Source organism: Enterobacter cloacae complex sp. IR5401 (assembly GCF_049238425.1).
Taxonomy (GTDB): domain Bacteria; phylum Pseudomonadota; class Gammaproteobacteria; order Enterobacterales; family Enterobacteriaceae; genus Enterobacter; species Enterobacter hormaechei_C.
Genome location: NZ_JBMKHN010000024.1, coordinates 1 through 23,263, shown reverse-complemented (window position 1 = coordinate 23,263; position 23,263 = coordinate 1). Strand labels below are relative to the sequence as shown.

At 54.2% G+C, this 23,263-nt stretch carries 19 protein-coding genes and 1 pseudogene; 12 read left to right on the top strand and 8 right to left on the bottom strand.

Going from position 1 to position 23,263, the window contains the following annotated elements; all coding sequences use genetic code 11:
* Positions 1–70: 70 nt before the first annotated feature.
* Positions 71–907 (bottom strand): AraC family transcriptional regulator, encoded by an 837-nt coding sequence (locus ACOTX1_RS22130; RefSeq protein WP_023314862.1) that lies wholly within the window; start codon positions 905–907, stop codon positions 71–73.
* A 166-nt stretch (positions 908–1,073) separates the two neighbouring features.
* On the opposite strand from ACOTX1_RS22130, the gene ACOTX1_RS22125 reads away from it, so the two are divergent.
* Genes ACOTX1_RS22125 through ACOTX1_RS22115 form a run of 3 tightly spaced genes read left to right on the top strand, consistent with a single transcriptional unit; the run spans position 1,074 to position 5,401 of the window.
* Positions 1,074–2,888 (top strand): DUF2264 domain-containing protein, encoded by a 1,815-nt coding sequence (locus ACOTX1_RS22125; protein ID WP_023314861.1) that lies wholly within the window; start codon positions 1,074–1,076, stop codon positions 2,886–2,888.
* A gap of 31 nt (positions 2,889–2,919) precedes the next feature.
* Positions 2,920–4,185, top strand: coding sequence for an oligosaccharide MFS transporter (locus tag ACOTX1_RS22120; protein ID WP_023314860.1), 1,266 nt, complete (start codon positions 2,920–2,922; stop codon positions 4,183–4,185).
* Between the two features lie 28 nt (positions 4,186–4,213).
* Positions 4,214–5,401, top strand: coding sequence for a glycoside hydrolase family 88 protein (locus tag ACOTX1_RS22115; RefSeq protein WP_023314859.1), 1,188 nt, complete (start codon positions 4,214–4,216; stop codon positions 5,399–5,401).
* A gap of 12 nt (positions 5,402–5,413) precedes the next feature.
* Here the strand turns inward: ACOTX1_RS22115 and ACOTX1_RS22110 are convergent, their stop codons facing one another.
* The 6 genes from ACOTX1_RS22110 to qseB form a co-directional block, all read right to left on the bottom strand.
* Entirely contained in the window at positions 5,414–5,941 is a 528-nt protein-coding gene (locus ACOTX1_RS22110) for a hypothetical protein (protein WP_023314858.1), read from the bottom strand.
* A gap of 39 nt (positions 5,942–5,980) precedes the next feature.
* Complete coding sequence (gene lysM, locus ACOTX1_RS22105; protein ID WP_003862507.1) at positions 5,981–6,421, bottom strand: peptidoglycan-binding protein LysM; 441 nt, start codon at positions 6,419–6,421, stop codon at positions 5,981–5,983.
* 152 nt (positions 6,422–6,573) lie between these two features.
* Entirely contained in the window at positions 6,574–6,888 is a 315-nt protein-coding gene (locus ACOTX1_RS22100; protein WP_252055878.1) for a putative quinol monooxygenase, read from the bottom strand.
* A gap of 30 nt (positions 6,889–6,918) precedes the next feature.
* Positions 6,919–7,500, bottom strand: coding sequence for an NAD(P)H-dependent oxidoreductase (locus tag ACOTX1_RS22095; RefSeq protein WP_003862505.1), 582 nt, complete (start codon positions 7,498–7,500; stop codon positions 6,919–6,921).
* A 103-nt stretch (positions 7,501–7,603) separates the two neighbouring features.
* A complete protein-coding gene (gene qseC / locus ACOTX1_RS22090; protein WP_003862504.1) occupies positions 7,604–8,953 on the bottom strand; it encodes a quorum sensing histidine kinase QseC in 1,350 nt (449 codons plus the stop codon).
* Positions 8,950–9,609, bottom strand: a complete 660-nt coding sequence (gene qseB / locus ACOTX1_RS22085; protein WP_023314857.1) for a quorum sensing response regulator transcription factor QseB — start codon at positions 9,607–9,609, stop codon at positions 8,950–8,952. Before qseB ends, qseC begins: the two co-directional genes overlap by 4 nt.
* A 139-nt stretch (positions 9,610–9,748) precedes the next feature.
* Between qseB and ACOTX1_RS22080 the strand changes: the two genes are divergently transcribed.
* The 5 genes and pseudogenes from ACOTX1_RS22080 to ACOTX1_RS22060 all read left to right on the top strand — a co-directional run.
* Positions 9,749–10,150, top strand: a complete 402-nt coding sequence (locus ACOTX1_RS22080; RefSeq protein ID WP_003862501.1) for a YgiW/YdeI family stress tolerance OB fold protein — start codon at positions 9,749–9,751, stop codon at positions 10,148–10,150.
* A gap of 118 nt (positions 10,151–10,268) precedes the next feature.
* Positions 10,269–12,527: a DNA topoisomerase IV subunit A gene (gene parC, locus ACOTX1_RS22075; RefSeq protein WP_003862499.1), complete on the top strand. Its 2,259-nt coding sequence runs from the start codon at positions 10,269–10,271 to the stop codon at positions 12,525–12,527.
* 162 nt (positions 12,528–12,689) lie between these two features.
* Positions 12,690–13,427 carry a 1-acylglycerol-3-phosphate O-acyltransferase gene (gene plsC, locus ACOTX1_RS22070; protein ID WP_003862497.1) on the top strand — a complete coding sequence of 246 codons (738 nt, stop codon included), beginning with the start codon at positions 12,690–12,692 and terminating at the stop codon, positions 13,425–13,427.
* Positions 13,428–13,488: 61 nt separating this feature from the next.
* The gene (ftsP, locus tag ACOTX1_RS22065) at positions 13,489–14,901 is read left to right on the top strand and encodes a cell division protein FtsP (protein ID WP_003862496.1); all 1,413 of its coding nucleotides are present in this window, start codon (positions 13,489–13,491) and stop codon (positions 14,899–14,901) included.
* A 130-nt stretch (positions 14,902–15,031) separates the two neighbouring features.
* Positions 15,032–16,207: pseudogene (locus ACOTX1_RS22060) on the top strand (YgiQ family radical SAM protein); the annotation flags it as partial.
* A gap of 135 nt (positions 16,208–16,342) precedes the next feature.
* Here ACOTX1_RS22060 and ACOTX1_RS22055 read toward each other — a convergent pair.
* The gene (locus tag ACOTX1_RS22055; protein WP_012477419.1) at positions 16,343–16,978 is read right to left on the bottom strand and encodes a hypothetical protein; all 636 of its coding nucleotides are present in this window, start codon (positions 16,976–16,978) and stop codon (positions 16,343–16,345) included.
* 613 nt (positions 16,979–17,591) lie between these two features.
* Between ACOTX1_RS22055 and ACOTX1_RS22050 the strand changes: the two genes are divergently transcribed.
* The 4 genes from ACOTX1_RS22050 to ACOTX1_RS22035 are packed head-to-tail and all read left to right on the top strand — an operon-like array spanning position 17,592 to position 23,129.
* A complete protein-coding gene (locus tag ACOTX1_RS22050; RefSeq protein WP_007897923.1) occupies positions 17,592–18,839 on the top strand; it encodes a tyrosine-type recombinase/integrase in 1,248 nt (415 codons plus the stop codon).
* Positions 18,826–20,592, top strand: a complete 1,767-nt coding sequence (locus tag ACOTX1_RS22045; protein WP_007897920.1) for a hypothetical protein — start codon at positions 18,826–18,828, stop codon at positions 20,590–20,592. Before ACOTX1_RS22050 ends, ACOTX1_RS22045 begins: the two co-directional genes overlap by 14 nt.
* Complete coding sequence (locus tag ACOTX1_RS22040; protein ID WP_017384059.1) at positions 20,580–22,697, top strand: hypothetical protein; 2,118 nt, start codon at positions 20,580–20,582, stop codon at positions 22,695–22,697. Before ACOTX1_RS22045 ends, ACOTX1_RS22040 begins: the two co-directional genes overlap by 13 nt.
* Before the next feature lie 3 nt (positions 22,698–22,700).
* Entirely contained in the window at positions 22,701–23,129 is a 429-nt protein-coding gene (locus ACOTX1_RS22035) for a hypothetical protein (protein ID WP_017384060.1), read from the top strand.
* The last annotated feature ends 134 nt before the right edge of the window (positions 23,130–23,263 follow it).

Sequence of the window (23,263 nt, the reverse complement as noted above, 5' to 3'; positions counted from 1 at the left end):
CGCCTTACCCGGCCTACTTAACCCGTAGGCCCGTGCAAGCGTAGCGCCGCCGGACAAGAAATGCAGCTCATCACGATGAATGGTTTTTCCGGTACTGCAACGGCGTCTCGCCAATCCCCTTTTTAAACGCGCTGATAAACCACGTCACGTCGGAAAATCCCGCCTGTGCGGCAATGTCACGCACGCTCGAATCAGTGTGGAGTAAACACTCGCACGCCTTACGCAACCTTAGCGTGTTCAGGTAGTCGTGAATTTTTTCGCCTGTTTCCGCATGGAATCTTCGCGATACGTAACTGCGCGATTTACCCAGCTCTGCAGCCAGCGCATCCAGACGAAATTTCTCCTGATAATGCTCGTCGAGCCAGATCATGACCTGGCTGGCGATCCCCTGGCTGTTGCCCGGCTCGCCGTCGCGATCGTCGGGCAGCATCGCGAACAGGCCGATCAGCAGGCTGGCGATGCTCTCGCCGTTCATCGGCGGTTTATAGCAGCTAAACAGATGGTCGATATGGTGGTGACAGTGGGCTAAATCGGCGACCCACGCTTCGCCGCCACGGCGTGACAGCCGCTCCAGGCGCTGCCGGGTCTGGGGAAAATCCCGCAGGATCTTCAGCACCGCGTGCTGGTCGAGATGAATAATGGTGCGGCGGTAAATTGCCTCCGCCTGTTCGTCCACCATGACCTTGTGCAGCGTAAAAGGCGGGAAGAAAAACAGTCGTCCGGGGCGCATGGTGTAGTGACGATTATCGACAATCGCCACGCCAAAGCCCTCTTCCACATAGAGGATCTCCAGACACTGATGCCAGTGATGGTAGCGCACCGTATTGGCAAACAGGCGGCTGAACGAGGCCACGGTATCGTTCAGGGCGATCAGTTCCAGAAGGTCGGTTGTCGGCGTGTCGCGCATAGTGCAATAAAACTCAACTTTTTCCTGTCTGATCGTCTTTATAAACCACCTTTTTAAATTTTCTCAACTGGAGGTTTATTCATCGTTCATGCCTGTGACATGGCTAACATTTCTGCACCTTGCGGATTCACTATGCTTTGCCGCAGTTGATTACGAGGGCGAACCGATGTGGGCGGCAAACAAAGAAAAATCAAATCCGTTGTCTTCACGCCAGGAGGTAGTGGCGTCGTTGAATGCACTTTTACAGGCGCTGGACATGCAATTTCCGGCGAACCGTTCACGATTCCCGCTGGGCGACACCTGCGCCCATTACACAGCAGATATTGCGCAGATGGAGGGACTGTCCCGCGCGCTGTGGGGGCTGTTTCCGCTGATGGCGTCCGGCGAAAGCACGCCGTTCAGCGAGAAGTACCTTACTGCCATTAAGCTTGGTACCGACCCGCAAAGCAGCGGCTACTGGGGTGAAACCGGCCCGTACGATCAGCGTCTGGTGGAGATGGCGGCCTACGGTCTGGGGCTCGCTCTGCTGGGAGATAAACTCACCGCGCACTTTACCGGTCGCGAGGTGATGAACCTGCACGCGTGGCTCAACCAAATCACCGACGCGCAGATGCCGGACAGCAACTGGAACTATTTTGCCATTATGGTTCAGCTAGGCTTTAAGCGCGCCGGCCTGCCGTACGATCAGGACGCCATTGACCACCGCTTTGCGCTGATGGACGCCTACTACCTCGGCGACGGCTGGTATTCCGACGGTCCCGGCCGCCCGAAAGATTACTACATCTCCATGGCTTTCCATTTCTACGGCCTGATTTACGCCACCCTGAGTAACGACGAGGCGAGGGCGAATGTGCTGCGCGAGCGCTCGCGCCTCTTCGCGGAAGACTTTATCTACTGGTCCGCCGCCGATGGCGCCTCGGTGCCGTTTGGCCGCAGCCTGACCTACCGCTTTGCCATGGTTGCCTTCTGGAGCGCGGTGGCCTTTTCTCAGCTGGACGTCTTCACCCCGGGCATCGTGAAAGGCATTGTGCTGCGGCATCTGCGCTGGTGGCAGCAGCAGTCGATTGTCGATCGCGACGGCATTCTCACCCTGGGGTTTGCGTATCCGAACCTGGCGATGTGCGAGGATTACAACTCCCCCGGTTCACCGTACTGGGCGCTGAAAACCTATCTGATCCTGGCGCTGCCGGAAGCACACCCGTTCTGGCAGGCGGAAGAACAACCGCTGCCCGCGCTTGCTGAAAAACATGTGATTCCGCATGCGCAGCAGATCCTGATGCATTCGAAAGATTCGCAGCACGTCGTCATGCTTACCGCTGGTCAGCTGGAGCTGAACAACTACGTCAACACCGAAGCGAAATACACCAAATTTGCCTACTCCAGCCGCTTCGGATTCACCCTTGAGCGCGGGCGTTTTGGCCTGAAGCATGCCGCCTGCGATTCCATGCTGCTGCTGGCGGACGGAGATGACTATTTCCGCGGTCGTCGCGAGTGCGAAGAGGTTCGGGTGGATGAAAATTACATTTTCTCGCGCTGGTCGCCGTGGCGCGACGTGCAGATTACGACCTGGCAGATCCCGTTCGGGGAGTGGCACCTGCGCCTGCACCGTATCAACAGCACGCGCACTCTGCAAACCGTCGAGGGCGGCTTTGCGGTGATGAAAACCGCCCACCAGGTGCGCGAACGCGGTTGTTATCTGTTGGCTGAAAACGGCAGCAGCGTCATTGTCGATCTTTCGCCGATCATTCAGCGCCAGCCAGACAGCATCGTCACGCCGCCGAACAGCAGCATTATGTTTGCGGAGTGCGCCTCCATTCCGCTGTTAAAAGCTGACCTCCCGCAAGGGGAAAGCTGGCTCTGTTGCGCCGTTCTGGCTGGCGGAAGACAGCTCGCTGCGGCGACGCCGCAGCTGAATATAACCCATAGCCGGGTCGTCATTAGCGAACCCGGAAGCGAACGTAAGCTGTCGTTCACATTATAAAAATCTGGCCCTACACGTCGGCGAGGATGATATGAAAAGCACATCGACAACCAACAGAACTGAATATTACAAAATCAGTAGCTTTATCTTTCTCTATTTCTTTACCTGGTCTGCCAGTATTGGACTGCTGGCGATCTGGCTTGGCCAGAAAGCCAATCTCAGCGGCTCGGTGATTGGAACCGTTTTTGCGGTGAACGGGATATTCTCCGTAATTCTTAAACCGATCTACGGCTATATTCTCGATAAGATCGGCATGAGCAAATACCTGCTCTATTTTGTGGTGATCATGTCGGCCCTGATGGCGCCGTTCTTTATTTACGTATACCAGCCGCTGTTAATGTCTAATACCCTGCTGGGGATTATTATCGGCGCGCTCTATTTAAGCTTTGCCTGGTACGCGGGTGTGGCGGCGTGCGAATCGTATTCTGACCGCTTTAGCCGCTTAAACGGCATGGAGTTCGGGCAGATCCGTATGTGGGGATCGCTCGGCTGGGCGGTGGCGTCATCTTTCTCCGGCCTGCTGTTCAACCTCTCACCGGCGTATAACTTTATTCTCGGCAGCGTGGCGTCGGTGTTGATGCTGATCGTCCTGCTGAGCCTGAAAGTGAACACTAACTCCATTCACGCGGGCGAGGTGCTGACGAAAGAGAAAATCGCCCCGTCAGACGTTTACGCCCTGCTGCGAAACCGCAAATTCTGGGCCTTCTGCCTGTACGTGGCGGGCGTGGCGTGGATGATGTTTATCGCCGAGCAGCAGTTCTCGCGCTATTTCGTCACCTTCTTCGACGATATTCACCAGGGCAACGCGGTATTCGGTTATCTCGGGACCGTGCAGTCGGGCATGGAGTTCGTCATGTATATGGTGGTCCCGCTGTTTGTGAACTTTATTGGCGCCAAACGCGGGCTATTAATTGTCGGGCTGGTGGTTGGGGCGCGTCTGATTATTTCCGGCATGTGTGATTCACACCTGTTAATTTCAGTGCTTAAGCCGCTGTACGGTCTGGAAATTTGTCTCCTGCTGGTGTCGGTATTTAAATATATCGCCGAGCATTTCGACAAGCGCGTCAATGCCACCATGTATTTACTCGGCTATCAGGCGATGCTCTACGTTGGCAACGTGGTGGTCTCTTCCCCTGCCGGCTATATGTATGACCGTATTGGCTTTGAGCACACCTATATCATCATGGGCGCAACGGCGCTGACCTTTACCCTTATTTCTGCTTTTACGTTATCCGCCTGTCAGAGCAAATGGCGCGGGGCTCGTGCGCTGAACGTAGCAGAAACGTCAACACGATAAATTACGCCGTCAAAGAAGGAACCGAAATATGTTAAGTCGTATCAAAGAAGAACGTCTGCCTGTTATCGCTGCGCCCGTTGACTTCCGCGCATTCAGCGATGAACTGAATTCGGCGCGCAGCCACGTTCTGGACCTGATTAGCCGTCATTTAACGGAGTTCGGCGACAAATTCCCGGCGGAAACCTGCCAGAACGGTTTTTATCCGCTGACTGACAACGTGGAGTGGACCACCAGCTTCTGGACCGGGCAGCTGTGGCTGGCGTGGGAGATGAGCGGCGAGGAAAAATTCCGTGCGATGGCGGAAAAACACGTGCGCTCGTTTGGCCTGCGCATCGCCGGGCGCAACGACACCAATACCCACGATTTAGGCTTCCTTTACACGCTCTCCTGCGTAGCCGCGTGGCGGCTGACCGGAAACCGCGAGGCGCGCGGCTTCTCGCTGCTGGCGGCGGAAGCCCTGCTGGAACGCTTCCACGAGAAGGCGAAGATCATCCAGGCGTGGGGCGATCTCTCCGATCCGGAGCAGGCCGGGCGAATGATCATCGACTGCAACATGAACCTGCCGCTGCTCTACTGGGCAACAGAGCAGACGGGCGATCCGCGCTTTGCCGACGCCGCAAAAGCGCACGTCATGCAGGCGGCGACGTATCTCATTCGTGACGATGCCTCCACCTTCCACACCTACTATATGGATGTAGCAACCGGCGCACCGCGCTACGGCAACACCCAGCAGGGCTACGCCGACGACTCCTGCTGGTCGCGCGGGCAGGCTTGGGGCATTTACGGTTTCCTGCTGAGCTATATCTATACCGGCGACGAAACGATGATCGCTCTGTCAAAACGGCTGGCGAACTACTTCCTCAATCGCCTGCCGGAAGACTACGTCTGCCACTGGGATCTGGCGCTGGTGGGCACCGACGCGCTGCGTGACTCTTCCTCGGCGGCGATTGCGGTATGTGGGCTGCTGGAGCTGGTAAAACACCTGCCGGTCACGGATCCGGATCGCGAACGTTACCTCGAATGGGCGAAAGGGATTATGTCCACGCTGACAAAGCACTATCTGATGGGCAAAGAAGAGAAGGGCAACGGGCTGCTTAAGCACTCGGTGTATCACCTGGCGAGCAATAAAGGCGTGGATGAGTGCGCGAGCTGGGGCGATTACTTCTACGTCGAGGCGCTGGTGCGCTTCACCCAGAGCTGGAAGCTGTACTGGTAACGGGCAGCGGTATCACCACCCAAGCACCTCTTTAATGGCGCGCCGGTAGGGCGTATCAAGCTGGGCAGGCACGCGGCAAATATAGTCCCGCGCATGGCTGCGGGTCTCTCCGCTGAGGCCGTCGAGATAAGCGATGGCTTCGTCCACGGCAGGAACCCTGCCTTCCTGTGACGCGCTTCTCGGCGGGAGCCCGGTCCAGATGATCGCTTCAATACCTTTCTCCCTGGCCCATGTTGTCAGGATACCCGTGTCGCGTCCGGTGATTAGCAACGAGCCAATGCCATCGCAGCGATCCTCGGGAATGGCTTCGCGCTCACGCAAAGCGCGGCAGGCCACGCTCAACGTTGTGGCCTCCAGCCATGCCCAAAGCACCGGCACGGCAGGGGCATTCATACAGATGGCGGTCGCCAGTTCACCGCCATCACTGACCCGACAGAACTCGACGGGCAAAGAAGGCCCGTCGGTTTGCCACTCACCGGCTACCGGTAGCGCGCCGCTTTTCCAGATTAACGAGCCCCAGCCAAGACAAGCGATTTTCATGCTGTTCCTCTGCGCGACGTGAACCAATAGCCTCAGACGTTATGCCTTAGGAATACGCAGCGTCTGGCCGGGATAAATTTTATCCGGGCTGGAGAGCATCGGGCGGTTCGCCTCAAAGATCTTGTTGTACTGATTGGCATCGCCGTACACGGTTTTAGAGATGGCGCTCAGGGTATCGCCGGATTTCACCGTATAGTAGGTTGCTTCATCTTTGGCGTCTGTCGCGGTGATGTTGTTCTCCACCTCGCTGACGCCCGCGATGTTGCCGACGGCGACCTGGATTTTTTCTTTCTGCTCCTGCGTTAGCCCGTCGCCCGTTACGCTGGCCTTGCCATCGGTGACGTTAACCTGAACTTTATCGGAACCGGGAATGTTGAGTTTCTTGAGGTGCTCGGTGATTTTGTCGCTCTGACCCTTATGATCGGTCAGGTTGTCCCAAAGCTTTTCGCCTGCTTCTTTCACGAAGTTAAAAAGACCCATTCCATCCTCCTGTTAAACATGAAGTCAGAATAAGCATAGCAGTTGAGCGGTAAGGTGATAAAAAAAGCCCGGTGGCGTTACCGCTTACCGGGCCTGCGGGGGAAAGTTGTAGGCCGGGTAAACGTAGTGCCACCCGGCAAATTTCACAGAACTTAAACCCCTTGCTCCAGAATACGGATGTGGGTTTCCAGAACGTCCCCTTTCACCGCGTCGCTCCACGCTTTCATATGCGCGGTCTGGAAATGGGCTTCAAGGTGTGCGACGGTTTCCCACTGCTCCACCATGATGATGGAGTCTGGCGCGGTCGCCTGGAAGCTTGCGCTGGTGGCGGCGTCTACCATCGGCGCGTAGCCGTGGCAGCCTTCTTCTTTCAGTACGGTCGGGATGATCTTCGCGAACTCATCCAGTACTGCCTGGCGGTGATGTTGGCCAGGACGCGTACGGATTTCAGCAATAACGGTAAGCATAATTAACTCCTTCTAATTCCAGGCTTCCAGTTAAGCAAAAATTTCCGCGAGATGCTTGCGATATTCTGCGATATAGCGCGGGACGTCCGGCATTTTAATTACGTCGTTGACGATAAAGGTCGGCAGCGGCTCCATTCCCAGGAACTGATTCGCCTTGTGGAACGGCAGATACGCGCCGTCTACGCCCACGCCTTCGAAGAACTGATCGTTCTCGGTGAAGGCTTCCAGCGGCGCGTTCCAGGTCAGGGAGAGCATATATTTTTTGCCCTGAATCAGACCGCCGGAACCGTATTTTTTAGACGCATCTGAACGGGTACGACCGTCGCTGGCATACAGCGAACCGTGACCTTCGGTAAACACATCGTCCATGTATTTTTTCACGGTCCACGGTGCGCCCATCCACCAGCCCGGCATCTGCCAGATCACCACGTCGGCCCACAGGAAGTTCTGCACTTCGGCCTTCACGTCATAATCGCTGTCCGCGCGCACGACCTTAACATCATGTCCGGCGTCGCGCAGGAAACCATCCGCGACCTCGGTCAGGGTGTCATTGAGCTGGCCTTTAGAGTGCGCAAATTCTTTCGCGCCGTTGATAATCAGAATGTTGCTCATTATTTGTCCTCGATGATGAGAGTATGCCGGGTATTCTACGCGCGAGGACGGAGCGGAAAAATAAGCAAAATGTGCAAAGTCTTTTGCGCTCAGCGCAATAATCTTACCAGCTGACGGTCACCGCAAAACCCCCTTCCGGCGCATTGCCCAGCGAGACGCGCATCCCGTGCAACGCCGCGATACGCATGACGATAGACAACCCCAGACCGCTGCCGGTGGCGTCCTGGCCCGGTGGACGATAAAAGCGCTCGCCGAGACGCGTCAGCGCATCGGTTGAAATGCCCGGGCCGTTGTCGCGCACGGTAAAGCTTTGGGTGTTCAGCGTCACGTCCACCACGCTGCCGCGCGGGCTGTAACGAACGGCGTTGTCCAGCAGGTTTCGCGCCAGCAGACTCAGCAGTAGCGGCTGTCCGTGACGCATCACCTCGGGCGCATTAACGTTGAGCCGAACATCAATGCCCGCCTGCTGCGCCGGATGCCAGATATCCAGCACCGCAGATTGCAGCAAATCGGCCATCATCACGGGTTCGACGTCATCAAGATTATCCAGTGAATCCAGGCGCGACAGAGTGAGAAGCTGGTCCACCAGCCGGGAGGCGCGGTCGATGCCTGCATGCAATTGCCCCAGCGCTTTAGACTGCGCCCCGGGATCGTCAAGGGAAAGCTGCGCCACGTCGGTTTGCACCTTCAGCGCGGCCAGCGGGCTGCGCAACTCATGGGCGGCATCCGAGGTGAAGCGACGCTCGCGGGCCATCATCTCCTGCGTACGGGCGAAAAGATGGTTAAGCGCATCAAGCAGCGGGCGAACCTCCGTCGGCACGCCGTGGGTGGGCAGCGTATCGGTCGCATCCGGGGAGCGCGAGCGCAGGGTCTGCGCCAGCTTTTTCAGCGGTTTCAGCTCCCGGCTCAGCAGGACAATCAGCAACAGCAGCATCACGGGCAGCGCCACCAGCCACGGCGTCAGCTGCGAGCTGACCACGTCCAGCGCCATATCCTGTCGGTACTCCCACTCCTGGCCAACCACCACGCGGTATTTCCCGTCAGGAGAAGTCAGCCACAGGAAACGCCATTCGTCGTTGTCATCCTGCAACCGACCGTCATCAAACCCGTCCCGGCGGTAGAGGTAAGGTATGTCGCGCCCGTTTTCGCCGTCGTTAAGCACCATGCTGCCGTCGGCGGTGAAGATTGCGAAGGCCAGCGCGTCGTCGTCAAGATGGCCGTGTTTCGCTTTTTTCGGCACCTCGCGCATACGCTCCGGCGCGCGGAGTTCGTCCACGTCCATCGTCAGCAGCCGTTTGGCAAACAGCATCTGCTGGGTATCGAACAGCTTATCGAGCTTGTCGGTCGTCTGGTGCCAGGCGACCACGCTTGCGGCAAACCAGGCCGCCAGGGAAAGCAGCAAAAAGAGGAGCGTCAGGCGCAGCTTCAGGCTCAGGCGTTGGGTCAGTTTCATGCGTCACCCAGGGTATAACCGATGCCGTGCACGGTGCGGATAAACTCGCTCCCGAGCTTGCGGCGTAAATGATGAACGTGGACTTCGACGGCGTTGCTGGAGACGTCATCGTCCCAGGTATAAAGCTTTTCCTCGATCAGCTTGCGCGGCAGCACCCGGCCCGCGTTACGCATCAGCAGCTCCAGCAGGGCGAACTCTTTGGGTTTGAGCACCAGCGGTTCGCCCTCCAGCGTGGCGACAAGGCTTGCCGGATCGAGCGTGACCTTACCGTGACGCAGCTCGCTGCGCGCCTGACCGTGGCTGCGGCGTACCAGCGCTTCGAGGCGGGCCGCCACTTCAATCAGCGCGAACGGCTTACACAGGTAATCATCCGCCCCCAGGCGTAACCCTTCGACGCGCTGATTCAGCGCATCCCGCGCGGTCAGGATCAGCACCGGTTCGCTCGTTCCGCTTTCGCGCCAGGCGCGCAGGATCTCAAGCCCGTCGATTTCCGGCAGCGTCAGATCAAGCACCACGGCATCATACGGCGCGGTGTACAGGGCCGCCTGCCCGGTTTTCCCGTCGGTAAACCAGTCCACGTTAAAGCCCATTTTGCTTAAGCCCGCTTTGATGCCGTCGCCAATGAGCTTGTCGTCTTCTACCAGTAAAATGCGCATATTTCCTCCTTGATGCCGTCAGTAAACCTTCTGCAAGCGCCTGCTGTACAGTAAAAATAAATAAATTTTCCCCTTAAGAAGTTGTTAAGGTTTACCCTGTTTAATGGATTGTGAAACGACATTAAAGGGAGAGATAAAGATGAAAAAATTCGCTGCAATTGCTGCCATCATGATGATGACCACGGCCCCTGTCTTTGCTGCACAGGGTGGCTTCTCTGGCCCATCTGCGACACAGAATCAGACGCAAACCCAGCAGGGTGGCTTTGTCGATAACAACGCCAACCTCACCACCGCGGCTAAAGTGAAAGACCTGAAGGACGATGCCTGGGTGAAGCTGCGCGGGAACATTACCGAGCGCCTGTCCGATGACCGTTACACCTTCCGCGATGAAAGCGGCACGGTGGTGGTGGAGATCGACCACAAGCGCTGGAACGGCGTGACGGTGACGCCGCAGGATAAAGTCGAACTCCAGGGTAAAATCGATAAAGACTGGAACGAGTTTGAAATCGACGTGAAGCAGGTTATCAAGCTGAACAAATAACCCAGAAAGGGCCGCATGAGCGGCCCTTTTTCTTTGTGACTCAACTCGCCAGATGAGGTAGTATCTGCGGCAATATTGCCTGAAACCCATCGGTTTCTGAGTTGAGGAATCACACGTAATGAGCGATATGGCAGAGCGCCTCGCGCTACATGAATTCACGGAAAATGCCTACCTGAACTACTCCATGTACGTCATCATGGACAGGGCGTTGCCGTTTATCGGGGATGGCCTGAAGCCCGTTCAGCGCCGCATCGTCTATGCGATGTCCGAACTGGGGCTGAATGCTACCGCCAAGTTTAAGAAATCCGCCCGTACCGTCGGCGACGTGCTGGGTAAATACCATCCGCACGGCGACAGCGCCTGCTATGAAGCGATGGTGCTGATGGCCCAGCCGTTCTCTTATCGCTATCCGTTGGTGGATGGCCAGGGGAACTGGGGGGCGCCGGACGATCCGAAATCCTTCGCGGCAATGCGTTATACCGAATCTCGCCTGTCTAAATATGCCGAAGTGCTGTTGGGCGAGCTGGGGCAGGGCACGGTCGACTGGGTGCCAAACTTCGACGGTACGATGCAGGAGCCGAAAATGCTGCCTGCGCGTCTGCCGAACATCCTGCTAAACGGCACGACCGGTATCGCCGTGGGCATGGCGACGGACATTCCGCCGCACAACCTGCGTGAAGTGGCAAAAGCGGCCATCACCCTGATTGAGCAGCCAAAAACCTCGCTGGACGATCTGCTGGATATCGTGCAGGGGCCGGACTATCCGACCGAAGCCGAGATCATCACCTCGCGTGCGGAAATCCGCAAAATCTACCAGAACGGCCGCGGCTCCGTGCGTATGCGCGCGGTGTGGAATAAAGAGGATGGTGCCGTGGTGATCACCGCGCTGCCGCACCAGGTCTCCGGTGCGAAGGTGCTGGAGCAGATCGCCTCCCAGATGCGCAATAAAAAGCTGCCGATGGTGGACGACCTGCGCGACGAATCGGACCACGAAAACCCGACCCGTCTGGTGATTGTGCCGCGTTCTAACCGCGTGGACATGGAGCAGGTGATGAACCACCTGTTCGCCACTACCGATCTGGAAAAAAGCTACCGCATCAACCTGAACATGATTGGTCTGGACGGTCGTCCGGCGGTGAAAAACCTGCTGGAGATCCTTACCGAATGGCTGGCCTTCCGCCGCGATACGGTGCGCCGTCGTCTGAACCATCGCCTGGAAAAAGTGCTTAAGCGCCTGCATATCCTCGAAGGTTTGCTGGTGGCGTTCCTCAACATTGACGAAGTGATCGAGATCATTCGTACCGAGGATGAACCTAAGCCTGCCCTGATGTCGCGCTTTGGCATCAGCGAAACCCAGGCCGAAGCGATCCTCGAACTGAAATTGCGCCATCTCGCCAGACTGGAAGAGATGAAGATCCGCGGCGAGCAGAACGAGCTGGAAAAAGAGCGCGATCAGCTTCAGGCGATTCTGGCGTCCGAGCGCAAGATGAACACCCTGCTGAAGAAAGAGTTGCAGGCCGATGCCGACGCCTTTGGCGACGACCGTCGTTCTCCGCTGCACGAGCGCGAAGAGGCGAAGGCGATGAACGAGCACGACATGCTGCCGTCCGAACCGGTGACCATTGTGCTTTCCCAGAGCGGCTGGGTGCGTAGCGCCAAAGGCCACGATATCGACGCGCCGGGTCTGAGCTACAAATCCGGTGACAGCTTCAAGGCGGCGGTGAAGGGCAAGAGCAACCAGCCGGTGGCGTTCATCGACTCCACGGGCCGAAGCTACGCCATCGACCCGATCACGCTGCCGTCTGCGCGCGGCCAGGGCGAACCGCTCACCGGTAAGCTGACGCTGCCGCCGGGTGCCACGGTTGAGCATATGCTGATGGAAGCCGACGATCAAAAACTGCTGATGGCGTCTGATGCGGGCTACGGCTTTATCTGTACCTTCAACGATCTGGTGTCGCGTAACCGTGCCGGTAAAGCGCTGATTAGCCTGCCGGATAACGCACACGTCATGCCGCCGCTGATCATCGAGAACGAAAGCGACATGCTGCTGGCGATCACCGCTGCCGGACGTATGCTGATGTTTCCGGTCAGCGATTTGCCGGAGCTGTCGAAAGGCAAGGGCAACAAGATCATCAGTATCCCGTCAGCGGAAGCGGCAAAAGGCGAAGATAGCCTCGCGCATCTCTTCCTGCTGCCGCCGCAGAGCACGCTGACCATTCATGTCGGCAAGCGTAAAATCAAACTGCGTCCGGAAGAGTTGCAGAAGGTGGTGGGTGAGCGCGGACGTCGCGGCTCACTGATGCGCGGCCTCCAGCGAATCGACCGCGTGGAGATTGACTCGCCGGCGCGCAGCAAAGCGGACGACAGCGAAGAGTAACCTGTTTCATCCCCCTCTTTCCGGAGGGGGTATTACCATAAAATTTCCCGTAAAAACGTTGTTAATTCGTGCGTTGCGATTAACAATACGCGCTCGTAATAAAGTCCTTACCTGGCCACAGGTGAAGTATAATTGTCAGCTGTCAGGGCTTCAGAGGTCGCTATGCTATACATTGTTCGTCTCATTCTTACCGTTATTTATTGCATTCTGGTCTGTATTTTCGGATCGATTTATTGCCTGTTCAGCCCGCGTAACCCAAAGCATGTCGCGACGTTTGGCCACATGTTTGGTCGTCTTGCGCCGCTGTTTGGCCTGAAGGTTGAAAAGCGTCTGCCTGAAGGGGCGGAGAATTTCGGTAACGCCATCTATATCGCTAACCATCAGAACAACTACGATATGGTGACGGCCTCAAATATTGTTCTTCCGCCGACCGTAACCGTGGGCAAAAAAAGCCTACTGTGGATCCCCTTTTTCGGCCAGCTGTACTGGCTCACCGGTAACTTGCTGATTGACCGCAACAACCGCGCCAAAGCGCATGGCACCATTGCGGAAGTGGTGGATCAGTTTAAAAAGCGCCGGATTTCCATCTGGATGTTCCCGGAAGGGACGCGCAGCCGTGGTCGCGGCCTGCTGCCGTTCAAGACCGGCGCGTTTCATGCTGCAATTGCGGCTGGCGTTCCAATTATTCCCGTGTGTGTTTCCAATACATCGAATAAGATTAATCTTAACCGTCTGAATAACGGACTGGTCATTGTCGAAATGCTGCCGCCGGTAGATACCTCTAAATACGGTAAAGACCAGGTGCGCGAGCTGGCCACGCACTGCCGCGAGCTGATGGCTCAGCATATTGCGCAGCTCGATAAAGAAGTTGCAGAGCGAGAAGCCGCCGGTAAGATTTAACCCGGTGTCGTGTAAGGGAAAACGAATTCCCGCGTTGTTAGTCGTTTCAGATGGAGCTTATATGTCACTCAGTCGGCGTCAGTTTATTCAGGCTTCGGGTATCGCCCTTTGTGCGGGTGCGATACCGCGGACAGCCAGCGCCGCCGGGCAGCAACAGCCGCTGCCTATTCCGCCGTTGATTGAATCCCGTCGCGGGCAGCCGCTATTCCTCACGCTTCAGCGTAGCCACTGGTCCTTTACCCAGGGAACGCGCGCGCAGGTATGGGGCATTAACGGACGCTACCTCGGGCCGACCATTCGCGTGTGGAATGGCGATGACGTTAAGCTCATCTACAGTAACCGTACGACGGAAAATGTCGCGATGACCGTCAGTGGTTTGCAGGTGCCGGGGCCGCTGATTGGCGGCGCGGCACGCATGATGTCGCCGAATGCCGACTGGGCGCCCGTCCTCCCGATTCGTCAGAGCGCGGCGACATTGTGGTATCACGCCAATACCCCGAACCGCACCGCCCAGCAGGTCTACAACGGCCTGGCCGGAATGTGGCTGATTGAAGATGAGGTCAGTAAAACGCTGCCGATCCCGAATCACTACGGCGTCGATGATTTCCCGATCATTATTCAGGATAAGCGACTGGATAACTTTGGTACCCCGGAGTACAGCGAGCCGGGCAGCGGTGGCTTTGTGGGCGATACGCTGCTGGTTAACGGCGCGCAAAGCCCGTATGTCGAAGTGTCTCGTGGCTGGGTGCGCCTGCGTCTGCTGAATGCCTCTAACTCGCGCCGCTACCAGTTGCAGATGAGCGACGGCCGCGCGCTGCACGTGATTTCAGGCGATCAGGGGTTATTACCTGCGCCGGTGTCGGTGAAGCAGCTGGCGCTGGCGCCAGGCGAACGTCGTGAAATCCTCGTGGATATGACCAACGGGGATGAAGTGTCCGTGACCTGCGGCGAAGCGGCAAGCATTGTTGACCGTATTCGCGGCTTCTTTGAACCGTCGAGCGTGCTGGTCTCCACGCTGGTGCTGACGCTGCGCCCGACCGGCCTGTTGCCGCTGGTGACCGACAGCCTGCCGATGCGCCTGCTGCCGCAGGAAATTGTGACCGGCCCGGCAGTACGCAGTCGCGATATCAGCCTTGGCGACGATCCGGGCATCAACGGCGCGCTGTGGGACGTAAACCGTATTGATATCACCGCCCAGCAGGGAACCTGGGAGCGCTGGACCGTCCGCTCGGAGATGCCGCAGTCGTTCCATATTGAAGGGGTGTCATTCCTGATCCGCAACGTCAACGGGGCGATGCCGTTCCCGGAAGACAGGGGCTGGAAAGATACCGTCTGGGTGGATGGCCAGGTCGAACTGCTCGTCTACTACGGCCAGCCTTCCTGGCCGCACTTCCCGTTCCTGTTCCACAGCCAGACCCTGGAGATGATGGACAGGGGATCGGTAGGGCAGATGCTGGTGAATCCGGCACCGTAAAACACTTTCTCCCTCTCCCTGTGGGAGAGGGTTGGGGTGAGGGCAACAGCCCGCACAATACCCCTTCATTTCCCCCGGTAAACCAGCGTATAATCCCGCTCCTTTTGTCTATTTTTTCTTCGGAAGCATTATGAGCGCTATTTCCCTGATCCAGCCGGATCGCGACCTCTTCTCCTGGCCCCAGTACTGGGCAGCCTGCTTTGGACCGGCGCCTTTCCTGCCGATGTCCCGTGAAGAGATGGACCAGCTGGGCTGGGACAGCTGCGATATTATTCTGGTGACGGGCGATGCGTATGTCGATCACCCGAGCTTTGGCATGGCGATCTGCGGCCGTATGCTTGAAGCCCAGGGCTTCCGCGTGGGGATCATCTCCCAACCTGACTGGAACAGCAAAGACGACTTTATGCGTCTGGGCAAACCTAACCTGTTCTTCGGCGTGACCGCGGGCAACATGGACTCGATGATCAACCGCTATACCGCCGACCGTAAGCTGCGCCATGACGACGCTTATACGGCTGACAACGTGGCGGGTAAACGTCCCGACCGCGCAACCCTCGTCTACACCCAGCGATGCAAAGAAGCATGGAAAGACGTGCCGGTGATCCTGGGCGGCATCGAAGCGAGCCTGCGCCGTACCGCACACTATGACTACTGGTCCGACACCGTGCGCCGTTCGGTGCTGGTGGATTCGAAAGCCGACATGCTGATCTTCGGTAACGGTGAGCGTCCGCTGGTAGAGGTGGCACACCGTCTGGCGCAGGGCGAAGCGGTCAGCGAGATCCGCGACGTGCGCAACACCGCGATCATGGTGAAAGAGGCGCTGCCGGGCTGGAGCGGGGTGGATTCCCGCATTATCGATATGCCGGGCAAAATCGATCCTATCCCGCATCCGTACGGTGACGATCTGCCGTGCGCGGATAACAAACCGGTTGAGCCGAAGAAAGCGGAAGCAAAAGCCGTGGTGGTGCAGCCGCCGCGTCCGAAGCCGTGGGAAAAAACCTATGTGCTGCTGCCGTCCTACGAAAAAGTAAAAAGCGATAAAGTACTCTACGCCCACGCGTCGCGCATCTTACACCATGAAACCAACCCCGGCTGCGCGCGAGCGCTGATGCAAAAGCACGGCGAGCGCTATATCTGGGTTAACCCGTCGGCGATCCCGCTCTCTACCGAAGAGATGGACAGCGTGTTTGCTCTGCCGTACAAGCGTGTACCGCATCCGTCATATGGCAGCAGCCGCATTCCGGCGTACGAGATGATTCGTTTCTCGATCAACATCATGCGCGGCTGCTTCGGCGGGTGCTCCTTTACTCTTGTTTTTATGTATTTAGAGTTAAACTCTACTTTTCTATTTTTAGAATTCAAGCTATTCATCGTAATTGAGAGATATCCTTTTAATGTTCAGCAAGCCTGTTAAAAGCACTTTATCTGAACCGCGTTTTGCCTAAATCCTGCTCAATATATACTCTCCCTGAGTTCTGAAATCCTCAAATTCCCCAATCTTAAAGCATTGATACATAGATGATGTCAGATAATGCGCAATCATCTCACCGCCAATATGGATCCGTTCCGGGTGTGGGTATGTCGCCTGTATAGCCCTTTGTTCATTCATCATTACAGGAATTGTCTGCAACAAATCCCCATCCAAGATTTGGCACTCAGGTTTTACTCCTGTTCCGTATTGTAATTGCTCTGATTCGAAATCATGGACTGAGCGATAGGCGAACGAAACGATATTTCCTGTTTCCTCGCAAATTGCGAACTGATAAACACTGGTTGTCACCGTTGAAGAAGAGGGAATTGCATGGTCATGCTTGTATTGTTTCCACAGCCTCCTTAGACAGGCCGATGTATGATAATTGAGATTTTGTATACCTGATACGACCATTCTGGTTGATGCTTCAAGCAACCAGGTGTTAGAAAATCCACCTGCCCCCGTTCCTGCTATGATGGTTCTTAGCTGGGGGATGTAACCTGCTTTGGAAACAAAAGATAACGGCTCCCCATTATCGGTGACGGCAAGGGTATCTGTTACAATCAGTGCTTGTGCTTCGTCTGTATAAAATATCAGTGATGACATATTTTCCTCATCCAGAAAAGACATTACATGAATCACAGAACAGGTCACTACAACCACGTGAAAGGGAGTCAGACCATTTTCCAGAGGTAAATATATTCTTGTGTTTGGACGCGTTGCGGTTCTCTGTAAAAAATATATAGCACAAACAAAAGTCCCCGCAGGGATAAATATAGTTATATGCGCTTTTTCTGCTGGCTTTTACAATTGAAAGTGACAGGTAAACGAAATGTGTTACAGGTTTCTTTTGCTTTTCGTTGGGTTCTGTATATGCGAATTTACCCTGTGTGTTATTTTTGCAATGGACTCAGGCTGTATTCAATCAATTAAGGTTTACTTCTGGCATTAAGATGTATCCGTTGCCTGTTTTTTAAGGGCACGGTTTGTGCCGGGAAATGAAAATCACATCTTAAGTTCTTCACTCAAAGGATTTGTGATGTTTATCACGTATGGTCCGGGTAACGTGTTGAGGTCAATGTATTGCATCGTGATGGTGTCGTTACATCTTTTACTTTCCTCCTGATTTGCATATTCACTCCCGGCAACCTGGTTGTTTGTTTTTTCTTCTTCCGGATTTATAGTGTAGGCATGAGGTGGCGTTTCAGGGCGACAGACTGTGAGGATAATCACTAACATTCATGCGCGTTATGGGCGTGTCAGCAAACTGGATGCAACAGAGCCGAAACTGAAATTTGAACCCGGATTTCTGTATGCTGAAATACCTTATATTAGCGGCATCCAGAATCGAAAACTGAGCCGATATGTACACTTTTATCTTATGGATAAAGCTATCCTGCAGGCCAGGGATTTAAAGCCTTTAGCCCGGGCATTTTTACGCTGGATAAGGTGGCTGGAGGATAACGGACTTGACCCTTTCACCCCGGGAACGTTGAAATACCAAAGCCCTACATATGGCTTCAGGGAGTATCTTCTGGGGGCCGTAAGGCAGGGGCGCATCGCCTCATCCACCGCGGCGGTGTACATCAGCGTTATCCGACGGTTTTACGTATTTCTGGGCAAGTGTGGTGAGCTGGCTGCCAGCTCATTTTTTACGTTGGTCGAAAAAGTCGTTGACGGGCGACGCAAGGTGATAAGTTCGGATCTTGCCATCAGGATAACCAGCACAACAAAAAGGACAATCAACCCACTGAATGATGCAGAGGTTCATATCCTGGATGAGGCACTGAAATCTGAGTCCGGGTTGTTCAGTTTAATGATTGTGCTGATGAAAAATTGTGGGCTACGGCTGGATGAAATGCTGACCCTGCCGTCGTCACTCTTTACTGAAGAGTACCTTGCCAGTGTCCCTGTATCTGAGTTGACCATCAGGGGGCTTCATATTGGTCCGAGATGCGGAGTTCATACGAAGTTTGGGATGACGCGAGAACTCTTCATCACCAGACGATTGTACGAGCAGGTTCTGGATTATCTGGCGGATGAGGAGTATGAAAAGAAGATCCAAAAATGGCGTGCACGACAGGGTGGGGAAGGGCGGCACGAGCCTTTATTTTTAATGGCAAACGGGAAACGGATGTCTGAAAAAGCCTTTTACTCCCGCTGGTACAGTTTTCGCCATCGCCTGGCCCGGTCTGCTCCGGGAAATGTGTTCAGACATAAACCCCATGATTTGCGGGCAACGTTTGCGACCCATTTTTTACGCTCGGCACTGAGTTGCTATCCCGATCAGGCCGCAAATGCGCTGGGTACAGTAAAATACTGGATGGGCCATAAAAGCGAAAATACGACGATGAAATACATCGTCTTTCTTCAGCAAAACCAGATTTCTGATGCAGTCGCCGGGGTCATGGACGCATTGATTGACGGTGCTGCAGGTCGCGATGGAGCCATATATGAGCCGGAGTGAAACGCAGATAACGTGGATGGCCGAAAATGTGCTGTCATGGGAGACGGTCAGCGGACACATCACTCAGCGGGATCTGAACCGATATTATTTACTTGACGTTTATCTTCAGGCTCATTTTTCAGATTATGTGTTGCTCCCCGGATGGTTTAGTGAACATTCGCATCTTGCCCGCCCTGAAAAACGCGATTTTATTGCCTCTCTGAAACGATTTCTTCTGTCTTACCGTCCCGCCGGAAGGTTAACCATTTTCCGTTATCTCAATATGTTTTTTATATGGCAGTCAGTCAATCAGTATGACTATGGCACGGCTGAAGGCGTTGAAATGTATATTAAACATCTCATGAACGATATTCGTCGGCGAAAAATTTCAGTCAGGATGGCAAGACACTACTTGTCCGTGGTCAACCGGTTTTTGCTTACGGGCGGGCAGATTCAGAGGCGGTATGAATATGAATTCTTACCGAAAGGAACGTATCAGCAGCAGGGAAGGGATAGCTATACCAGGAATGAACTTTCCGAGATCCTGAGGCAGTTGTCATCCATGAATGAGTTCCTTGCGGGATGTATCCGGGAGCATATCGCTAAATCGGAAAAAGGGGTGCGGCATTTCTCACCGTCTTTGCTGGCACCTGTTTATGAAGCGTATTTCCGGTATCCGGGAGAGAACGGGGTCAGCAGGGCAGAGATCATCATCAGGGACGTTCTGGAAAATTACTTTCTTACTTCTTTTTTTCTGTTCTGTTACCACACATGGGGAAACACCTCTCAGGTTCTGGGTCTGACGCGGGATGATATACATCTGGATGAAAAGGGTATCAGCACTGATTATGTTTATAAGGGGAGAGCGAATAAGTATATACGTCTGACGATAGGTAAATCGGAGTATGTGACCAAACGTGCGGGCTATTACTGGTTTCTGTCTTTTATCAGGCTCAGGGACGACATCGTTAACTATCTGGTTTCCGCAGATAACTTCCCTCCGGTACAGGCGCTGTTTCTGAGTGAGCCGCAGGTGAAATTCCGTAAGCTTTATTCTCTTAATCCCAGTCATCTGACTAAATTTTCTAACTCTGAGGGGGCGTGGGCCACGATGCGGCAGCTTAATCCCTCGCTTCCATCAATTACCGTTTCTGGCTTGCGCAAAACGTCTGAGCAGTATACGGACAGAACATTAAAGAATGGTCTGATTACGGCGGAAAAAGCACAGCATAACTGGGGCACTTACAGGCGGAATTATGCTGCAGGTAACCCACAGGGGGCGAAGGAAAACTTCAGTGCTGCACTTGATACGCTTATGAATCAGGGGATTGCGACACGTGCGTTATCCGAGCGGGTAAAAGTTGCTGATGAGCTGGGGATCGATCTGCGTGGAAGCGATGAGGGTGTGGATCTTTTATTGAATGGCCTGGGATGTCGATCGCAGGAGCCGCCTACAGATATTGAATTGCGCTTTATAAAAAAGCAAAAACGATTTGGCCGGACACCAAAGGCTTGTGCGGATTTTTCTCATTGTGTCGAATGTTCAAAAAGTTGCGTTGTGGAAACGCTGGAGTCTGTATGGCTCCTGCTGTCATTCAGGCATGCTATCGAGTATGGAAAACCGTTGTACATCGGTTCGGTCAATGCTGTGGAGCGTTATGAAACGTTACTCCTGAAGATTGATTTACGGCTTGGGCTGGTAGATGAGGCGACCCTGAAAAAAGCGCGCGTTAAACTTCAGCGAGAAGGTGTGGCTCCGGTATGGCAGATTTGAAGAAAAAAGAGGTAAGCCGTAGTCGAATGGCGGAGTTTCCTGCCGGAACGCCGCTTCGTTCAGGGGATGAGTTTCCGACTGAGGATATCATCTGTGAGGCACTAGAAAACAAAAGCTTTGAACGTCTGAATAACTGCCTGGTTATCGCCAGCTCAGATGAACATGATATGCGTTTTATCAATGAGGAGACGCTGAATATTTATTTCAGGGATGATGTCTGGACCAATCGCTATGTCAGAACCCATATTGGTGAAACGTTAAGAACCGTTAATTTTTCAGGCATACGGGATCCTGAACTGCGTCTTGAAGCCAAAATCATCTCAGCCAGCCTGCTCTGGATTGTCGGCAGGACCGCGAAGACGCAGTCACTGATCCGGAAATGTGCAAACATTGTGGCGGGAGCCCGTATTATTGAGTCTATGGGGTATCGCAGTCTGTTTCAGCTTCGTTTTCCGCTTGTCCGGAATGCTTTCATTGTAAAGATGAAGGAGGAGGATGAGCACGGCAGGAAGCGTTCTGAAAGAACATTACGTAATTACTTTATGGACCTGGCGGATATCTCGCTGACAGGTCATACCCGTCTTCGAAAATACGGTTACTTTCCTGATATTAGCTTCGACAGTTACAACAGTGTGGATGATTCAAACCAGACATATTGTATGCCTTTCAGTCTTATGATGTCTGTCTGGGAAGGGCTGATTACTGAACTGGATGCTGAAATCAGTGATTTCGATTTTGACGGGTTTTCCCGGCTGTGCGCTATCATAAACGGTTTTTATGATTCGCCTTACTATACGTCGATGCTGGAAGCCCGTAAAAGAGGGACAGCAAAAAGCATACCGGATTACCGGGCCGCGTATTACTACAATATTGTTGCCGGGGAAATTCGGGCGCTTTTCGCGACACTTGGCCCCGGGATGCAGGGCTGGTTCTCGGTACATAAAAATAAGCGCTGGAGATCTGATTTTATTGGCGTTGATCACATAAAGCTGAACACCTGGCATTTTGAGCTGACGTTAAAAGTCATGAATGTGATACAGGCCATGTCGGGGATGAGACACAGCGAAGTGCTTGGCGTGATGCACGGTTCACTGATTTATGATGGTGATATCCTGGGACTTCGTTCGGTGTTGCATAAGTTCGCCCCGGAAGGTGGAAGTCACGAAGACTGGGTTGTTTGTCGCTATGTGGAAAAGCCTTTTCAGCATTTACGCAGAATTAATCAAATCATGACAGGCCTGGACGGGAAGACGCTGGACAATGTTCCATTGTCTTTAAATATCAGGTCGTGGTTCTCGGAGCAAAAACTCTCTTTTATGGGGACGCAGCGCCAGACTGAGTGGGCAAAGAAATTTGTGAAAAGACACCATCTGTTCATCCGACGTGACCATATTGATGAGTTCAGGCTTTTAAATCCAAACATACGTGATGATGAACGCGTTGCGATGGAGATTCGGGAGGGGGCTTTCTGGCCATTGCGAACCCATCAGTTTCGCCGTTCACTTGCTGTACACCTCAGGCGTCTTGATCTGATTTCTACTAATGATCTTATCCGGCAGTTTAAGCACTTAATCAGAGGCATGACGGAGTGGTATATGTCCGGTGCACTCAACGCTTCGCATTTTAGCCGGGCGATCCCTCAGGCATTCGCTGCCGAGATTGAAAGGGTTGATACCGAACTCTCAGCTTCCAGGGCTGTTTCTTATCAGCATGAAGGCCTGCTTTATGGCGAAGGCGGGAAGTTACTGATGTCCCAGAGAGGTGGGCACTTACATCAGATGACGTTTCCTACACTGAAAAAAGCGATGAGCATGGCTAAACGAGGCGGGCAAAAACTGGTATCTCTTGGAAACGGTTTTTATTGCATGAATGGCCATGACTGCGAGTTTAAGGCGGTTGTTCAGTCAGCGTCCTGCAATCCGGGATGTGAGAACATGCTGGCCGGAGCTGATTCTGTTCCCGTGTGGAAACGCAGGATGGCTCATTATGACAACCTTCTGGAGATTGCCGTGCGAAATAATGCTCCTCAGGCTGACAGGGATTTTCTGATGCTTGAGAGAGATTTTTATGCAGATGCTGTCCGCTTTTTTGAAAAGGATGAATAGAGCATGACGAACGAACAGTCGGGGGTTAAAAAAACACAGGCAAGAGCAGAGCAGGCCCTGAGGGAACTGATGTTATCAGGGGAGCGTATCAGCCAGTATGCTGTGGAAAAACGAGCGGGGCTGGCAAACGGCACCCTGAATTATAACTGTCCTGAGTACAGGCAGGTCAGGGAGGCTATCCGCAGTCTGAAAAAAACGTGCCAGGGCACCGCGCCGGTTGATGAGCAGGGCATTGAGCAGCAGATCAAGCTGAAAGAAAAGTATCGCCGTCAGAGAAATGAGCTGAGGGAAGAAATCAAAAAGATGATGGCTGAAAATGTAGAGCTGTTACATAACCTTATACTTTTACAGCAGTATGTCAGGGAGCTTGAACGCAACACCGGGAGGGAGAAAGGGGACGTCATTCCGTTCTCGGGTGGTGTCAGGGACTGAGGCTATACTGAACGGAAGGACGCGAGGTGAATCGCCACGCGTTTAACAGACACCTCAGAGTCATTTAAGATGACTTAAAGAGAGGTGCCCATGAGCGGTAAGCGTTATCCTGAAGAGTTTAAAACTGAAGCAGT

Excerpts from the sequence above, each read along its gene's own strand:
- ACOTX1_RS22130 (WP_023314862.1), bottom strand. The coding sequence starts at position 907 with ATGCGCGACACGCCGACAACCGACCTTCTGGAACTGATCGCCCTGAAC.
- ACOTX1_RS22125 (WP_023314861.1), top strand. The coding sequence starts at position 1,074 with ATGTGGGCGGCAAACAAAGAAAAATCAAATCCGTTGTCTTCACGCCAG.
- ACOTX1_RS22120 (WP_023314860.1), top strand. The coding sequence starts at position 2,920 with ATGAAAAGCACATCGACAACCAACAGAACTGAATATTACAAAATCAGT.
- ACOTX1_RS22115 (WP_023314859.1), top strand. The coding sequence starts at position 4,214 with ATGTTAAGTCGTATCAAAGAAGAACGTCTGCCTGTTATCGCTGCGCCC.
- ACOTX1_RS22110 (WP_023314858.1), bottom strand. The coding sequence starts at position 5,941 with ATGAAAATCGCTTGTCTTGGCTGGGGCTCGTTAATCTGGAAAAGCGGC.
- lysM (WP_003862507.1), bottom strand. The coding sequence starts at position 6,421 with ATGGGTCTTTTTAACTTCGTGAAAGAAGCAGGCGAAAAGCTTTGGGAC.
- ACOTX1_RS22100 (WP_252055878.1), bottom strand. The coding sequence starts at position 6,888 with ATGCTTACCGTTATTGCTGAAATCCGTACGCGTCCTGGCCAACATCAC.
- ACOTX1_RS22095 (WP_003862505.1), bottom strand. The coding sequence starts at position 7,500 with ATGAGCAACATTCTGATTATCAACGGCGCGAAAGAATTTGCGCACTCT.
- qseC (WP_003862504.1), bottom strand. The coding sequence starts at position 8,953 with ATGAAACTGACCCAACGCCTGAGCCTGAAGCTGCGCCTGACGCTCCTC.
- qseB (WP_023314857.1), bottom strand. The coding sequence starts at position 9,609 with ATGCGCATTTTACTGGTAGAAGACGACAAGCTCATTGGCGACGGCATC.
- ACOTX1_RS22080 (WP_003862501.1), top strand. The coding sequence starts at position 9,749 with ATGAAAAAATTCGCTGCAATTGCTGCCATCATGATGATGACCACGGCC.
- parC (WP_003862499.1), top strand. The coding sequence starts at position 10,269 with ATGAGCGATATGGCAGAGCGCCTCGCGCTACATGAATTCACGGAAAAT.
- plsC (WP_003862497.1), top strand. The coding sequence starts at position 12,690 with ATGCTATACATTGTTCGTCTCATTCTTACCGTTATTTATTGCATTCTG.
- ftsP (WP_003862496.1), top strand. The coding sequence starts at position 13,489 with ATGTCACTCAGTCGGCGTCAGTTTATTCAGGCTTCGGGTATCGCCCTT.
- ACOTX1_RS22055 (WP_012477419.1), bottom strand. The coding sequence starts at position 16,978 with ATGTCATCACTGATATTTTATACAGACGAAGCACAAGCACTGATTGTA.
- ACOTX1_RS22045 (WP_007897920.1), top strand. The coding sequence starts at position 18,826 with ATGAGCCGGAGTGAAACGCAGATAACGTGGATGGCCGAAAATGTGCTG.
- ACOTX1_RS22040 (WP_017384059.1), top strand. The coding sequence starts at position 20,580 with ATGGCAGATTTGAAGAAAAAAGAGGTAAGCCGTAGTCGAATGGCGGAG.
- ACOTX1_RS22035 (WP_017384060.1), top strand. The coding sequence starts at position 22,701 with ATGACGAACGAACAGTCGGGGGTTAAAAAAACACAGGCAAGAGCAGAG.